This is a genomic window from Seonamhaeicola sp. ABD4_175, from assembly GCF_056160885.1.
This window is the reverse complement of record NZ_JBSWYC010000002.1, coordinates 797,415-812,408: the sequence shown is the minus strand read 5'-3', so window position 1 is coordinate 812,408 and position 14,994 is coordinate 797,415. Positions and strand designations below refer to the sequence as shown.

12 protein-coding genes are annotated in these 14,994 nt (G+C 33.3%); 8 read left to right on the top strand and 4 right to left on the bottom strand.

Annotated elements, in window-relative coordinates; all coding sequences use genetic code 11:
* The 3 genes from ACXAG4_RS09950 to ACXAG4_RS09940 all read right to left on the bottom strand — a co-directional run.
* Window positions 1-5,789: BspA family leucine-rich repeat surface protein (locus ACXAG4_RS09950; protein WP_475295923.1), on the bottom strand; the 5,789-nt coding region annotated here is incomplete at its 3' end.
* Window positions 5,790-6,003: 214 nt separating this feature from the next.
* Window positions 6,004-7,548, bottom strand: coding sequence for an Rne/Rng family ribonuclease (locus ACXAG4_RS09945; protein ID WP_475295922.1), 1,545 nt, complete (start codon window positions 7,546-7,548; stop codon window positions 6,004-6,006).
* Window positions 7,549-7,986: 438 nt separating this feature from the next.
* Entirely contained in the window at window positions 7,987-8,277 is a 291-nt protein-coding gene (locus ACXAG4_RS09940) for an HU family DNA-binding protein (protein WP_076698473.1), read from the bottom strand.
* A 141-nt stretch (window positions 8,278-8,418) separates the two neighbouring features.
* On the opposite strand from ACXAG4_RS09940, the gene mutY reads away from it, so the two are divergent.
* The 4 genes from mutY to gldD all read left to right on the top strand — a co-directional run bounded on the left by mutY (window position 8,419) and on the right by gldD (window position 11,926).
* Window positions 8,419-9,462: an A/G-specific adenine glycosylase gene (gene mutY, locus ACXAG4_RS09935; RefSeq protein WP_475295921.1), complete on the top strand. Its 1,044-nt coding sequence runs from the start codon at window positions 8,419-8,421 to the stop codon at window positions 9,460-9,462.
* An 80-nt stretch (window positions 9,463-9,542) separates the two neighbouring features.
* On the top strand, window positions 9,543-9,998 hold the full coding sequence (locus ACXAG4_RS09930) for a single-stranded DNA-binding protein (protein ID WP_475295920.1): 456 nt from the start codon (window positions 9,543-9,545) through the stop codon (window positions 9,996-9,998).
* A gap of 44 nt (window positions 9,999-10,042) precedes the next feature.
* On the top strand, window positions 10,043-11,347 hold the full coding sequence (locus ACXAG4_RS09925) for a gliding motility-associated protein GldE (protein WP_475295919.1): 1,305 nt from the start codon (window positions 10,043-10,045) through the stop codon (window positions 11,345-11,347).
* Entirely contained in the window at window positions 11,348-11,926 is a 579-nt protein-coding gene (gene gldD / locus ACXAG4_RS09920) for a gliding motility lipoprotein GldD (RefSeq protein WP_475295918.1), read from the top strand.
* Between the two features lie 48 nt (window positions 11,927-11,974).
* Here the strand turns inward: gldD and ACXAG4_RS09915 are convergent, their stop codons facing one another.
* Complete coding sequence (locus tag ACXAG4_RS09915) at window positions 11,975-12,361, bottom strand: heavy-metal-associated domain-containing protein (RefSeq protein WP_475295917.1); 387 nt, start codon at window positions 12,359-12,361, stop codon at window positions 11,975-11,977.
* 159 nt (window positions 12,362-12,520) lie between these two features.
* Here ACXAG4_RS09915 and ACXAG4_RS09910 point away from each other — a divergent pair, with 159 nt between their 5' ends.
* From ACXAG4_RS09910 to rpmA, 4 genes are all read left to right on the top strand, one after another.
* Entirely contained in the window at window positions 12,521-13,405 is an 885-nt protein-coding gene (locus tag ACXAG4_RS09910; RefSeq protein WP_475295916.1) for a DMT family transporter, read from the top strand.
* Window positions 13,406-13,474: 69 nt separating this feature from the next.
* Entirely contained in the window at window positions 13,475-13,927 is a 453-nt protein-coding gene (locus ACXAG4_RS09905) for a DUF4199 domain-containing protein (protein WP_475295915.1), read from the top strand.
* A gap of 99 nt (window positions 13,928-14,026) precedes the next feature.
* A complete protein-coding gene (gene rplU, locus ACXAG4_RS09900) occupies window positions 14,027-14,662 on the top strand; it encodes a 50S ribosomal protein L21 (protein ID WP_475295914.1) in 636 nt (211 codons plus the stop codon).
* 42 nt (window positions 14,663-14,704) lie between these two features.
* On the top strand, window positions 14,705-14,965 hold the full coding sequence (rpmA, locus tag ACXAG4_RS09895; protein ID WP_076698461.1) for a 50S ribosomal protein L27: 261 nt from the start codon (window positions 14,705-14,707) through the stop codon (window positions 14,963-14,965).
* Window positions 14,966-14,994 lie beyond the last annotated feature (29 nt).

Sequence of the window (14,994 nt, the reverse complement as noted above, 5' to 3'; positions counted from 1 at the left end):
GTTCCACCAGAAGTTGTACCTACCGTTAGTCTGTAACCTGTAGCATCTGCAATGGCATTCCATGTTAAATCTGTGGTTATTGAAACATTGCTAGCGCCATCTAGCGGGCTTATTAAACTTGTACAGGTTGGTGCTGTTGGAAGTGTTTCAGTAGTAAAAGATTCTTCGCTGCAACCTGTAGCATCGCCTAATGCGTTGTATGGCACAAGGCTCACAAATATTTGGGTATTTTCAGGTAAATCTGTAGGTAAATCAAACGTAGTTACATTGCCTACATCTTGGTTGTTTACAATATCTGTTCCGTTTGAAGTTGTACCTACCGTTAGTCTGTAACCTGTGGCATCTGCAATGGCATTCCATGTTAAATCTGTGGTTACTGAAACATTGGTAGCACCATTAAGCGGACTTGTTAAACTTGTACAGGTTGGCGCTGTTGCTAGAGTTTCAGTAGTAAAAGATTCTTCGCTGCAACCTGTAGCATCACCAACTGCGTTGTACGGCACAACACTTACAAATATTTGGGTATTTTCTGGTAAATCTGTAGGTAAATCAAACGTAGTTACATTACCTACATCTTGGTTGTTTATAATATCTGTTCCACCAGAAGTTGTACCTACCGTTAGTCTGTAACCTGTAGCATCTGCAATGGCATTCCATGTTAAATCTGTGGTTATTGAAACATTGCCAGCGCCATCTAGCGGGCTTATTAAACTTGTACAGGTTGGCGCTGTTGGTGCTGCAGCGGTAGTGAAAGATTCCTCGGTACAACCACTAGCGTCTCCAACGTTGTTGTAAGGCGTTATTCTTACAAAATAAATTCTATTATCTTGTAAATCACTTGAAAAATTATAGGTAGTTATATTACCAACATCAATACTATTTATAAGTTCTACACCTCCAGATGTTGTGCCAACACTGAGTAAATAACCAGTAGCATCTGCAATTGGATTCCATGTTAAGTTGGTAGATACAGGAATATTAGTGGCGCCATTAACAGGATTAGTTAAAGTTGTGCATGCAGGCGGTACAGGAATAAACTCTGTTCTGAATGATTCTTCAGAACAACTTGTAGCATCGCCCTCTTCATTATAGGGAATAATGGTTACAAAAATATTGGTGTCTTCTGGTAAATCTGCAGTAAAATCATACTCGGTTACATTACCTATATCTTCATTGTTTACTATATCTGTTCCACCAGAAGTAGAACCAACAGATAGCTTATAGCCATCGGCGTTGGAGATGGCATTCCAAATTAAATTGGTTGATACTGCTACACCTGTTGCTCCATTTAAAGGTTCAATTAAGGTTGTGCAATCTGGTACCGTTGCTGGATTATTTGAGATTGTAAAACTTTCTTCTGTACATGGCCCAACGGCATTTCCAACATAATTATAAGGCACAATAGTAACATAAATAATGTCTCCATTATTAAAGTTTGTTGTAAACTCGTATGAGGTGTCATTAATTACATTTTCATTATCTAATATATCATTACCACCAGGGCTTGTGCCAACCGTTATATAATAACCTTCGGCATAAAGTGCGTGTTCCCAAGTAATATTAGTATTAACGGGTACGTTGGTGTTTCCGTTTAAAGGCGAGGTTAATTGTGTACATTCTGGAATTGGACAATCGAGAATATCTGAATTTATTGTCCATCCAAAAGTGTCAATTATAGATTGACGTTCGTCTTGAGCATCACAATATAAAAGTGATGCAGCGCCTAAAGTAATTCCTGGAGTTAAGGTTTGATTTGACCAAGCTATTAATGTATTGTCGTAATTTTCACGCGTTAAAGCGGTGTCGTCTAGCATGTTTCTCATATCGGTAACGCCACTAACATCCCAATCGCCTAAATATTGATTAAATGCCGAAGCATCATTAAACATAGCGCGCATTGTAACATTACCAAATAACCATTGATTTAACGGTTGATTAAACGCAATAGCATCTTGAAACATTCTAAACATACTTGTTACGTTAGTAGTACGCCAATTATTTAAGGGTTTGTTAAAGGCTGATGCACCATTAAACATATCGGCCATGGTGGTTACAGCTCTTACATTCCAACTATCTATATCGCCATTAAAGGTTATGGCGTTTTGAAACATAGCTTCCATGGTGGTAACCGAAGCCACATTCCATGAGTTTAAAGGTTGATTAAATGCACGTGCTTCCCTAAACATGTCTTTCATAGAGGTAACAAAAGCTGTATTCCAATTATCTAGAGGTTGATTAAAAACTGAAGCTTCATAAAACATGGCTTCCATATTTTGAGCTTCTCCTGTGTTCCAATTGTTTAGAGGTTGATTAAATGAAGTTGCTTCTTCAAACATAGATTCAAAATTTGTAACTACACCAACGTTCCAACTGTTTAAGGATTGGTTAAAAGCTAAAGCCGATTCGAACATGGATGGCATTAGGGTTACCGAACTTACATTCCATGTGTTGATTGTTTGATTAAATACTTCGGCATGTTCAAACATAGCGCTCATATTAGCAACAGCACTAACGTCCCAATTATCTAAAGGTTGGTCAAATACTTGAGCACCCCTAAACATACCGCTCATATTTACAACAGAGTTTACGTCCCAATTATTCATGGGTTGGTTGTAAGATATGGCGTAATTGAACATGTTACTCATGTTAATTACATTAGTTACGTTCCAACTGTCAATATTTTGATTAAAAGCCTCCGCTCTAGAAAACATAGAAGTCATATTGGTGACTAAACTAACATTCCAATTGTTCAAAGGTTGGTTAAATACGGTTGCGGCATAAAACATTTGGCTCATATCTGTTACAGAAGATACGTTCCAACTATTGATATTCTGGTTAAACAATTCGGCATCATAGAACATGGCGGACATGTCGATTACATTTCCCGTATTCCAGTTATTTAGAGGTTGATTAAATACTTCTGCTCTTTGGAACATTTCTGACATGTTGGTTACCAGACTTACATTCCAACTATTTATAGGTTGATTAAAAGCTTTTGAGCTTTGGAACATACGTGCCATATTTGTAACATTACCAGTATCCCAACTACTCAAATCTTGGTTAAAATCATCTGTTCGGGCGAACATAAAATTCATGTTGGTAACTTGGCTAACATCCCAATTGTCTAAAGGTTGGTTAAATAATTGAGCAGCCCCAAACATTCCACTCATATTGGTAACATTACTGGTATCCCAACTGTTTAGTGGCTGATTAAAAATTCGTGCAGAAATAAACATGCTACTCATATTAGTTAAGTTACTAACATCCCAGTTATCAATGGCTCCGTTGAACAAATAGCATTGATTAAACATAGTAGTAGCATTTTCTACCTGAGAAAGATTTGGCACATCTGTAGCGTTGTATTCCATGTTTTCGCAACCGTTGAAGGCAAACGCCATGGATTGCCAAACTTGAGTTCCCCATTGGTCAATAGAAAGTAACTTAATGGAATCGGTATTGTTATAATAATGGTAAGGAGCTGGAAAATCTCCAATAATAGATACTGTATAAACACCTGGGGTTAAGTAAGTATGTACAATTTCACCAGTTACATTGTTGTTATATTGCCCATCGCCCCAATCAATAGAATAGTTATAGGTTAGATAATCTGGATAACCGGTATTAGCTTCGATTTTTAACTGATTTGCCGGTGTTGAGCCAGATTCTGTTATGCTAGTATCATAAGTTAATTTAAAGGCATCAGGACTATTAACCCAACTTTCAATAACTGTAAACGAAAGTTCTTGGCAGCCCGTTGCTGGTCCTTCAGTATTATAAGGAACAACTGTAACATATACTGTGTCGCCAGGTAGAAACTCATTGGTAAAGCTTAAACCAACCACATTACCCACATCATAGTTGTTTGCAGGATTGCCACCAATAGTTGCGTAATTTCTAGAGCCGCCACGTTCAATTTCTAAAGTAACTCTGTATCCGTCTGCATTTGGAGCAGGATTCCATCTAATATCACTATTAGCTGGTGTCATGGTGTCTCCTGCTGCTGGCATGGTAATTTCGGTACATAGCACATAAGAACAATTTACATTATCTCCTGTAATGGTCCAATTATTTATGTCTATCAAGCCTTGTCTTTGATTCAATGCATCACAGTACTGAAGTCCGTTAGACCCTAGGCTAACCCCATTTTGCACCGTTTGACCTGCCCAACCAATTAAGGTGTTGTCGTAATTTTCTTGTGATAGGCCACTATTGGAAAGCATGTTACCCATATTTGTGGCGTTAGCAATATTCCAATTGGCTAGATTTTGATTAAATGAACTGGCATTTAATAACATTGCAGAAAACTGTGTTACAGTGGAGACGTTCCATGAACTAATATCTTGATTAAAATTAGTAGCTAAGCGGAACATATTTCTAAGGCTTGTAACACCAGATACATCCCAATTATCTAGAGGTTGGTTAAATGCCGTTGCACTAAAGAACATTCCTTCAATTGCCGTAACACTACCAATATTCCATGAGTTTAAGGGTTGGTTAAAAGCGGTTGCTTCATTAAACATTTGACTCATGTTTGTAACATTGCTAACGTCCCAATTGTCTATATTTTGATTAAAAGCTGGGTTTTCTTCAAACATACCACGCATATTGGTTACGCCACTAACATTCCACATACTAATGTCTTGATTAAACGCAGAATTATCTCTAAACATGTATTCCATGTTTGTTACGTTACTTACATCCCAATTATCTAAGGGTTGGTTAAAGACTGCTCCCCAAATCCAACCATCAAACATACCAGACATATCCGTAACGTTGCTTACATTCCAATTGTTTATAGGTTGATTAAAAGTTCGGTTTCTATGAAACATCTGAGACATATTGGTTACGCCACTAACATCCCAATTATCTAAAGGCTGATTAAACTGTGATTCTCTAAAGGTGGCTTCCATAGAAACTACATTACTTACATTCCAATTATTTATTGGTCTATTGAATGCAGAACCTTGAAATGTGCCAGTTAAATCTGTTATGTTACTAACATTCCAATTATCTAAGGGTTGATTGAAACGACCTGTGTATCTAAATGTTCCAATTAAATTGGTGAGATTTGATATGTTCCAATTATTGATGTTTTGGTTAAAAGAAGAAGCTTCTGATAAGAAATACTCCATATCTGTAACCGATGCAACATTCCAATTGTCCAGAGGTTCATTAAAAGCTCTTGCTCTGTGGAACGTGTAAGACATGTCGGTAAAATTAGTTGTATTCCATAAATCCAATGGTCTATTAAAAGCGATGCATTCTTGAAAGAGACCAGATATATTGGTTATGGTACTAACATCCCAATTATTAAGAATACCATTAAAGGCCTCACATCCCCTAAACATGTTTTGGAGCGAAGTAACTTGGGATAAATCTGGGGCATCAATTAAATCAAAATTTAGGTTTTCGCAACCAAAAAACGCATTTTCCATGGTTTGCCATTGGATGGTGCCCCATGCCAATATCTCTATGATTTTTAGCTTATCACTGGTGTTTTCATCGTTAAAATAGATAGATGGAAAAGTGCCGCTAATTTCTATAGTATACATGCCAGGAGCTGCATAAGTGTGGGTTATGTTTCCACTAACTCCGGTGTCTATATTTCCATCGCCCCAATTAACATCATAATTATAAGTTGAGTAATTTGGGTTTGTAGGTATGGTTATTTGGTTGTTTGCTGAAGAACCAGATTCTGTGTTATTAGTATTCCAAATTGATCTGAAATTTTGCGAAAATAAATTCACACTAATAAATAAAGCAAAATAAATAAGGACTTTTTTTTGCATGTTCTGAGGTTTTGGTTGCATGTTGAAAATATGAAATATAGCTTTGAAATGTTTAAAACAGCCTGTGTAGATTTAGCTTAATTTTAAAAATTGAGAGAAGGTATATTATATTCATAATTAATAGTTTGGTGTTAACAAATGTAAATAAATTATTTAAAAACACCGATAAAAAACAAAAAAACCCGCTAACTTGCATAAAGTTGCGGGTTTAATTTTATTTTAACTGATTACCTTTTTTATCAAAAAAGTGATATTCTAGGTATGTGTAAGCATCTCTTGGTAAAATTTTAACCCATTTTTTGTGTTCAAAAAACCATTTTGAACGAATAGATGGAAAACCTTTTGTTAAAAAGGCTGCTATAAAAGGATGTGTGTTTAAGGTCAGCTTTTTATAGTCTTTTCTGTATAGTTGTTCAAGGTCATGCGTTATTTTTTGTACTAGCCCAATAGGTGCTTCAACTTCGGTACCATTAACTCCGTTAGGGTTTTCTTCACGGGTTTTAATATCTAGTTCTGGGCGTACACGCTGCCTTGTTATTTGTATCAATCCAAATTTACTTGGTGGCAATATTTTATGTTTTGCTCTATCATCTTTCATTTCATCTCTTAAATGATTAAAGAGCTTTTGCCTGTTTTCAGCATTAGTCATATCAATAAAATCTACCACAATAATGCCACCCATATCGCGTAGGCGTAATTGGCGTGCAATTTCTGTAGCTGCAATTAAATTTACTTCTAAGGCTGTATCCTCTTGGTTGTTAGATTTGTTTGATCTATTACCGCTATTAACATCAATAACATGAAGGGCTTCAGTGTGTTCTACCACTAAATAGGCGCCTTTTGCCATAGATACGGTTCTACCAAATGAGGTTTTAATTTGTCTTTCTATTCCAAATTTTTCAAAAATTGGAATTTTTGACTGATACAATTTAACTATAGATTCTTTTTTTGGTGCAATTTCTTGCAAATAATCTTTTACTTGATAATAAAGCTCTTCATCATCAACATGAATAGCTGTAAAGGTGTCATTAAAAATGTCTCGTAATATAGACGAGGCTTTGTTCATTTCACCTAACACTTTACTTGGAAAATGGGCTTTATGTAACTTTTTGCACATGTTAGTCCATCGACTAAGCAAGTGCTGTAAATCTTTATCTAGTTCGGCTACTTTTTTGCCTTTTGCTACCGTACGTACTATTACGCCAAATCCTTGTGGTGTAATACTTTTAACCAAACGTTTTAGGCGGTCTTTTTCTTCTCTATCTTCTATTTTTTGTGATATAGAAATTCTGTTAGAAAAAGGTACTAAAACAATATATCTTCCGGCAATTGAAAGCTCTGAGCTTATTCTTGGGCCTTTGGTAGATATTGGTTCTTTTACTATTTGTACTAATAGCGATTGATTAGATTTTAATGCGTCGACAATTTTGCCGTCTTTATCAATATCTTTTTCAAATGGGAAATTTTTTAAAGAGTAATCTTTTAGTTTACCTGTGCTTACACGTTTAATGAATTTTAAAAGCGAAGGAAGTTTTGGGCCTAAATCATGATAATGCAAAAACGCATCTTTTTCATAACCTACATTTACAAATGCAGCATTTAAACCCGGAACAGTTTTTCGTATTTTGGCTATAAACACATCACCAACAGAAAAATTGTTATCATCTTCATCTTTTTGTAATTCAATTAGTTTTCCATCTTTTAATAAGGCAAAATCAACCGTTTCTGAACTAGAACGAATAATCAATTCTTTATCCATGTAGTTAATTTTTATCCATACGTTTTTAGTATAAAAGTTAAAAAGTTAAAGGTGAAAAGTGTTGGAAAACAACTGAAAACCAATAACAAGTAACTAATAACTAGTAGTTGTACAGATGGATTAAACAATATTTTTTAATTATACAATGCATGTTTGCAGGGTATAATTTCACAGGTCCCGATATGGTTGTCGGGGTTACCGTGGAGTTCTTTTTAAAAGAACTCATTTCAAAGAACGTTTTGTTGTAATAACCAAAAAAGTAGTTAATCTAACTACTTTTTTGATTTATTTTTTCTTTTTGTGACGGTTTGCGCGTCTACGCTTTTTACGTTTATGCGTAGCTACCTTATGTCTTTTACGTTTTTTACCACTTGGCATAAATAGAGTGTTTAAATTAATGATTTATTTTAAATGCTGAAAACAAATTCAGCACATGTATTATTTTACGTCAACGTTTGTTTTAACGCCTTCCACAAAAACTTTTGCCGGCTTAAAAGCAGGAATATTGTGTGCAGGAATTTTAATAGTTGTATTTTTTGAAATATTTCTACCTGTTTTTTCTGCTCTTGTTTTTATAATAAAGCTACCAAAACCTCTTAAGTAAACATTATCACCACTTTCTAAAGATGTTTTTACCTCTTCCATGAAAGATTCAACCGTTGCTTGTACATCTCCTTTTTCAATACCTAATTTCTCAGAGATTTTTGCTACTAAATCAGCCTTCGTCATTTTAATTAATTTATTTTAGATTACTATATAATTTTTTTAAGGGTTGCAAATATAGGAATTTAATATTCAATATTTCAAACCTAATTCATTAAAATTTAATATTATAAACTATTATTTTAGCGCTTTGAGTAATTTTTATAAATGCAATTCAATAAAACAATAACTAGCTGGTATTCAGTTAATAAAAGAAGCCTTCCTTGGCGAGATACTAATAATCCTTATAACATCTGGTTGTCTGAAATTATTTTACAACAAACTCAAGTTAAACAAGGTTTACCTTATTATTATGCTTTTTTAAAGGCATTTCCGTCTGTTTTTCATTTAGCTAAAGCTAAAGAGAGTGATGTGTTAAAATTATGGCAAGGTCTTGGTTATTATTCTAGAGCCAGAAATTTACATGCGGCTGCTAAATATGTGGTGAATAATTTAAATGGAGTATTTCCTAATAATTACAAAGATTTATTAAAACTAAAAGGCGTAGGAGATTATACAGCAAGTGCCATTGCGTCATTTTGTTATAACGAAAACACAGCAGTGGTTGATGGTAATGTTTACCGGGTTTTAGCACGCTATTTTAATGTAGATATACCTATTAACACAACAAAAGGCATAAAATATTTTAAAACATTAGCACAAACTTTAATTGATAATAAAAATCCTGCCAATTACAACCAGGCTATTATGGAGTTTGGTGCCATACAGTGTAAGCCACAAAACCCAAATTGTAGCGTTTGTCCATTAAATAATTCTTGCGAAGCCTTGGCAAAAAACAAGGTAAAAGTATTACCAGTAAAGTTAAAGGCCAACAAAGTAAAAAAGCGGTATTTTAATTTTTTAGTTTTTATTTCTGAAGACGGTAAAACTATTTTAGAAAAACGTATAGGCAAAGGTATTTGGCAAAACTTGTATCAGTTTCCTTTAGTTGAAACAAAAAAAGATGTTGATTTTGATGTTTTTATGAAGCAGTTAAAAACTGAAGATCTTTTAAAAAAACAATCATTTAAATTAACCTTGTATAATAACGATAGTTTAGTTCATAAGCTATCGCACCAACATTTATATACTAAATTCTGGATAGTAAATGTAGATAAATTGCCAAAAGAAGGTGTGTTTTTTGAAGATGTAAAAACCTATGCAGTACCTGTTTTAATAGGTAATTTTATAGAGGTTTTTAGGTTTAATTAAAGTTACAAAACCATATTTTTTTATTAATTTTAAAAAATGCACATACAATTAAGTAATTTTGCAACAAAATAAACAAAGCTATGTCAGGAACATTAAATAAAGTAATGCTAATTGGGCATTTAGGAGATGAAGTGAAAATGCATTATTTTGAAGGAGGCGGATGCGTTGGAAGATTTCCGTTAGCAACCAATGAAACCTACACAAACAAACAAACTAATGAGCGTGTTACAAACACAGAGTGGCATAATGTTGTTGTTAGAAATAAAGGTGCCGAAATTTGTGAAAAATACCTAAGTAAAGGCGATAAAGTTTATATAGAAGGACGTTTAAAAACCCGTAAATGGCAAGATGATAAAGGAACAGAGCGTTACAGTACTGAAGTACAGTGTACAGATTTTACGTTTTTAAGCACAAAAAAAGAAAGTGAAAACAATGCAGTAAACAGTGCAGCACAATCTCAACCAAAAACATCAAGCCCAACTCAAAATACTGTAAGTGAAACTCCGGCACAACATGAAGATGATCTTCCTTTTTAAAACCACTACAGGTTATAACTTATGTTTAACTAAAACCCTAACATTTGGATCCTGATCCCACCAGTTTTTTAAGTTTAATAATTGCAATAAACGTTTCATTAGTTTCAAGTTTTGTATTGCTATTTGTGCTTTTAGCATGTTCTGCATTAATATCTGGCGCAGAAGTAGCTATGTTTTCACTCACAAAAAATGATATTGAAAACGGTTTAGAAACTAACCCAAAACACATGCAGGTTGTTTCAATGTTGTTAGAGCAACCCAAAAAACTATTAGCAACCATTCTTGTAGCCAATAATTTTATAAATATTGCAACGGTTATATTGTTTGCTTATTTAGGAGATTTTATGTTTAAAAACGTAACAGATTCCACTATAAAATTTGTATTAGAGGTTATAGTAATTACCTTTTTAATATTGCTTTTTGGCGAAATACTGCCTAAAATTTATGCTAGCAGAAACAATGTGAAATTCGCCATGTTTATGGCATTGCCACTACGTGTTTTAAATGTGTTATTTTCACCGTTAAGTTCGCCCATGGAAAGCGTAACTTTGGCTATTCACAATAAATTAGGAAAACAAAAATCTAATTTAAGTGTAGATCAATTATCACAAGCCCTAGAGTTAACAAGTGAAGAAGATACCACCACCGAAGAACATAAAATACTGCAAGGCATTGTATCTTTTGGTAATACAGATACCAAACAGGTTATGCGCCCACGCATGGATATTTTTGCGCTAAATATAGAGCAAAAGTATACAGAAATAATGCCAGAAATAATAGCTAACGGCTACTCCAGAATTCCGGTTTATGAAGATAATATAGACCAAATAAAAGGCATACTTTACGTTAAGGATTTGCTGCCACACATAAACAAAAAGCAGTTTAATTGGGTAAACTTAATTAGAGAACCGTTTTTTGTGCCTGAAAATAAAAAGTTAGACGATTTAATGACTGAATTTCAAGAGAAAAAAGTGCATTTAGCAGTTGTTGTTGATGAGTATGGCGGTACTTCAGGATTAATTTCTTTAGAAGATATTATTGAAGAAATAGTAGGTGATATTAGTGATGAATTTGACGATGAAGATTTACAATACTCTAAACTAGATGATAATAATTTTGTTTTTGAAGGTAAAACAACCTTAAAAGACATTTATAAAATAGTGAGAATTGAAGACGAAACTATTTTTGAAAATAATAAAGGCGAAGCCGAAACTATTGCGGGTTTTGTTTTAGAAATCTCAGGGAGTTTCCCTAAATTAAATAGTAAAATAAATTTTGAAAATTACGTTTTCACTATTGAAGCTTTAGATAAAAAAAGAATTAAACTAGTAAAATTCACCATACTTTAAATGAGGTTAATTGTAAGTCTGTTTTTAATTATAATGCTAGCAAGCTGTAATGATGATTATAAGCCAAAACCCAAAGCGTTTTTACGCTTAGATTACCCTGAAGCTAAATATGTAAAAGCTAATTTAAACCTGCCTTTTTCATTTGAAAAAAATATAATAGCAACCAAAGCAGAAGCTAAAGTAATGCCAGCGCCTACAAAAAGTTATGCTATAAACATTAAATACCCAAAGCTAAAAGGAACTATCTTTTTAACTTATAAAGCGGTTGAAGGCAATAAAAATTATTTAAATGATTTTTTAAAAGACGCACAAAAATTCACCTTAGAGCATACAAAAAAGGCCGATGAAATTCCTGTAACACCTTTTGAAAATAAAGCTGAAAAGGTGTATGGTTTATTGTCTGAAGTTAAAGGTAATGTGGCATCGCCAGCGCAATTTTATGTAACAGATAGTGTAAACCACTTTTTAACAGGTTCGTTATATTTTTATGCAAAACCAAATTATGATTCTATTTTCCCAGCAGCTAATTATTTGCAAAAAGATATTATGCGCTTAATGGAAAGCTTAAAGTGGAAATAAAAAAAAGCTTCTTTGTAAAAGAAGCTTTTGTAAACGTTGTGTGTTGTATTATTGAGCCGAAAAAGCATCAACAGTTTTCATGTTGCTAACTTTATAAACGTCGGCAACATGTGTTACAGTTTCTTCTAATGATGTAGTGGTTACTTTGGCTTCGTTAAACTCTACCATTGCTAATTTTTTTTCAAAATTAACTTTAGCCGATTTTACACCGTCCATTTTACCTAATTTTTTTTCAATAGTTTTAGCGCAACCAATTTCGCATGTCATACCATCAATTGTAAATTCTGCTTTTGCATAAGTAGCATTCGGGTCAGTTTTTTGTGCCGTTTCAGTGGTAACTTCAATGGTTTTAACTTCGGCTTTAGCTTCGTTTTTACAGCTTGTAAGCGTAATAACTAAAATAGCTATAGCTGTAAATGTTTTTAAAATGTTCATTTTACTATGAATTTATAAAATTTAAATCTTGTTTAATTACAAATTAATAATCACGTTAATTAAGCACTTATAAATTAACATGTAGGTTAATGCAAAATTACTAAATAAATAACGTTTAATTGTGTTAAAAGTTGCAATTTTGCATACTTATAACAAGGCATGAAGAAAAATATTAAATGGTTTTATTTAATTGTACTTTCATTAATTTGGGGCAGCTCATTTATTTTAATAAAAAAAGCCTTGGTGGGCTTAACACCATTGCAAGTTGGTGCTGTAAGAACAATATTTACAACCATTATTTTATTAATTATAGGTTTTAATAAAGTGAAAACTATAAAACTGGCAGAATGGAAATGGGTGGCCTTAGCAGGTTTTTTTGGTACATTTTTTCCGTCTTTCCTTTTTGCTTTTGCTGAAACAGAAATTGATAGTTCTGTTGCCTCTATTTTAAATTCATTAGTGCCATTAAACACTATTATTTTAGGGGCTTTAGTTTTTAAAGTAGCCTCAACAAAGCGTCAGGTTATGGGTGTTTTAGTAGGCTTAGTTGGTACGGTAATGTTAATATTTAACGGTGCAGCTTTAAACCCAAACCAAAACTACACGTACACTTTATTAGTAATAATAGCTACTATAATGTATGCTGCAAATGTTAATATAATAAAGCGCTATTTACAAACTATGAATGCTTTAACAATAACGGTAGGTAATTTTGTAGCTATAGTTGTGCCAGCAATAGTGGTGCTGGTATCTACCGGTTTTTTTAAAGAAGAAACTTTATCAAGCCCTGAAATAAAACCCGCGCTTTTATACATGCTAGTGTTGGCTTTGTTTGGTACGGCAATAGCTAAAGTAATATTTAATAAGCTTGTACAAATATCATCACCTGTATTTGCATCTTCAGTAACATATGTTATGCCTATTATAGCAGTGTTTTGGGGTTTAATTGATGGCGAACAGTTTAGTTTTATACAAGGTGTAGCTACTATTATAATTTTAATAGGTGTGTATCTTTCACATAAAAGAATGAATATAAATAGCTAATTTAAAGCGTGTTAATTATTAATAGTGGTAATTTTTTAGTAAATTAAGAGAAACTAAAAAAAAATTATCATGAAAAAATTATCACTTTCGGTTAGGTTTGGCCTTGTTACAAGTGCCGTTTTAATAGCATACTTTTTAATTTTATCATTATTTAATAAACACATAAATCCAGCATTTAGTTTTTTTAATGCGGTAATTACTGGTATTGGTATATATGAAGCAATTAAATACAGAAAAATGTATTTATCAAGTAATTTTTCGTACAAAGAAGGTTTTGAAACCGGTTTAACAACGGGTTTTGTAGCTACGTTGTTTTTTACAGTTTTCTTTTTGTTTTATTCAACAGAAATTAGTCCTGGTTTTTTGTCTTCATTAATGCAAACATTAAGTGGCACCTTTAATATAGATATTGGTATGGTAACTTTTATAGTTGCGGTAATGGGGTTTGCAACTACTGTAGTTGCATCGTTAACTGTAATGCAACTGTTTAAAAGTAGTAGAAATATTCTTCAAAATCAATAAAACGTTTGTAGATTAATTAATTAGCAGTATATTTGCATCCGCTTTTGAAGAATCAAAAGTGTAATTTATATCAAAATTAATTAATAAAAACGTTACGCTATGTACGCAATTGTAGAGATAGCAGGGCATCAATTTAAAGTTGAAAAAGACCAAAAAGTTTTTGTTAACCGTTTACAAGGAGAAGAAGGAAGCAGTGTTGCTTTTGATAATGTTCTTTTAATTGCAGATGGAGACAAAGTAACTGTAGGCGCCCCGGCTATAAACGGAGCTCAAGTAGGAGCAAAAGTTGTTAAGCACCTTAAAGGTGATAAAGTTATTGTTTTCAAAAAGAAAAGACGTAAAGGTTACCGTGTAAAAAATGGTCACCGTCAATCTTTAACTGAAATAGTAATTGAAAGTATTGCGGCTTCAGGAGCTAAAAAAGCTGCTCCAGCAAAAAAAGAAGCTCCAAAGGCAGCAGCAAAACCTGCAGCTAAAAAAGCAACAGCAAAAGCTGATGACTTAAAGAAAGTTGAAGGTATAGGTCCTAAAATTGCATCAACATTAGTTGAGGCTGGTATTGCAACATTTGCAGATTTAGCAGCTTCTACTCCAGAAAAAATTTCTGAAATTATTGCTGATGTTAGAGGTAACCATGTTACAGATACTTGGCCAGCTCAAGCTAAATTAGCTGCTGAAGGTAAGTGGGATGAACTTAAAAAATGGCAAGACGAATTAGACGGAGGTAAGGCATAAGCTTTAGTTCTTATATTCATAAAAACTTAAAATCGAAATAAAATGGCACATAAAAAAGGAGTCGGAAGTTCGAAAAACGGTAGAGAATCAGAATCGAAACGCTTAGGTGTTAAAATTTTTGGTGGTCAAGCAGCAATTGCTGGTAATATTATCGTAAGACAAAGAGGTAACACGCATCACCCAGGTGAGAATGTGTACTCTTCAAAAGATCATACATTACATGCCAAAGTAGATGGTATTGTAAAATTTACTAAGAAAAAAGATAACAAATCATATGTTTCTATTGAGCCTTTTGAAGCTTAATTAAACTTGTTTGTTAAAATATAAAAGCT